Here is a 1665-nt window from a genome sequence, read left to right as displayed (position 1 = left end):
CCCTATCAAGCATAATCCATTCATTACTTTTAAATATCTCACTGTAAATTTTATTGGCTCTTTCCCTATCAGGAATCTTTTTATATGTATATTCAAGAGGCTCAAAATTCAGCAATACTCTCCCCAGATCAAATATAATATTTTTTATCATAATCTCATCTCTCACTTCCGATTTTTTTTCAAACTCCACACTAACCAGAAAGTCGGGGAGAATTAACAAAATCATTATAAATTCACTGAATCCAAATAAAGACTCGTATTAAATAGTATACTCCATTGAAATACACTTCCATTCTTCATGAAATTCTTGTATTAAAACAGTATCGATTTTTTTTGCATTAAATCCTATGTTTTTATAGCATTTAATTGCAGACTTATTATAATCAAATACTCGTAACGATAATTTCTCAGTGCTATTTTTAATCGTTGCCTATTTCGTCGGGAATAAAACCCCTATACTGTGCCCTATATAGAGAACTATAGATTCCGTTTTTCTCTAAAAGTTCCTCGTGACTACCCGTTTCTTTGATCCCGTCTTTGTTGATGACTATTATTTCATCTGCGTGTTTGATCGTAGTGAGACGGTGTGCTATGACAAGGCTTGTCCTTCCCTTTGATAATTTTTCCAGAGCTTTTTGGATCTTAAATTCAGTTTCATTGTCAAGGGCGGAAGTTGCTTCATCAAGTATCAGTACTGCCGGATTTTTAAGGAATACTCTTGCTATGCTTATCCTCTGTTTTTGACCTCCGGAAAGCTTGATTCCTCTTTCACCCACATCAGTATCGTAGTCATTTTCCAGACTCATTATAAAATCATGAATTTCTGCATTTTTAGCAGCTTCAATCATCTCTTCTTCTGTGGCATTGATATTCCCGTACATAATATTATCCCTTATTGTACCTGCAAACAAAAATACATCCTGTGAAACCAAGCCGATATTTTTTCTCAGACTGGTAATTTTTATATTTCTGATGTTGACATCGTCAAGTAAAATCTCACCTGCATTTACTTCATAAAATCTCGGAATCAGATGACATAAGGTTGTTTTCCCTCCACCTGAAGGCCCTACAAGAGCGATTACTTTTCCCGCATCTATATTTAGATTGATGCCGGAAATTATATTATGATTTTCATTGTAGGCAAAGGTAACATTTTTGAAACTTATTTTCCCCTTGCAGCCATTTAGTTCCACAGCATCTTCAGCATCAGTGATCAGCGGTTTTATCTCCATGATTTCATTAAATCTCATAAACCCTGTCATGCCTGATTCAAACTGCTGAACCGAGTTGGTAAGCCTTCTGATAGGTACTAAAAATGCATTTGTATATAAAGTGAAGGCAATTAAATCAGGAAAATTCATCTTCCCTTTGGAAATTAATAAGCCTCCTAAGCCCAGAACAACTATATTTAAAAGATTTATAAAAAAGGACATCCCTCCCATAAAAATAGCCATCTGCATATATGCGTCATTTTTAGAGTTTTTAAATCGTGTATTACTCTCATTAAATTTGCTGATTTCATGTTCTTCATTTGCAAATGCCTTTGACACCCTTATCCCTGATATACTGCTTTCAAGCTGTGCATTTACGCCTGATATTTTTTCTTTTACTTTTTTAAAACCCTGTGACATTTTTTTCCTTCTTATTACTGCAAAAAAAACCATG

At 34.2% G+C, this 1665-nt stretch carries 1 protein-coding gene and 1 pseudogene; both read right to left on the bottom strand.

What is annotated here, in order from left to right:
- Positions 1-226, bottom strand: a pseudogene (locus ABZA26_RS14540) (hypothetical protein); the annotation flags it as partial.
- Positions 227-419: 193 nt separating this feature from the next.
- A partial coding sequence (locus tag ABZA26_RS14535) for an ABC transporter ATP-binding protein (RefSeq protein ID WP_372715209.1) occupies positions 420-1665 on the bottom strand: 1246 nt, incomplete at its 5' end.

The sequence above is a fragment of the Ilyobacter sp. genome, from assembly GCF_041583315.1.
Lineage (GTDB): Bacteria > Fusobacteriota > Fusobacteriia > Fusobacteriales > Fusobacteriaceae > Ilyobacter.
Note: the sequence above shows the minus strand (reverse complement) of the source record. Positions and strands in the feature narration are given on the sequence as shown.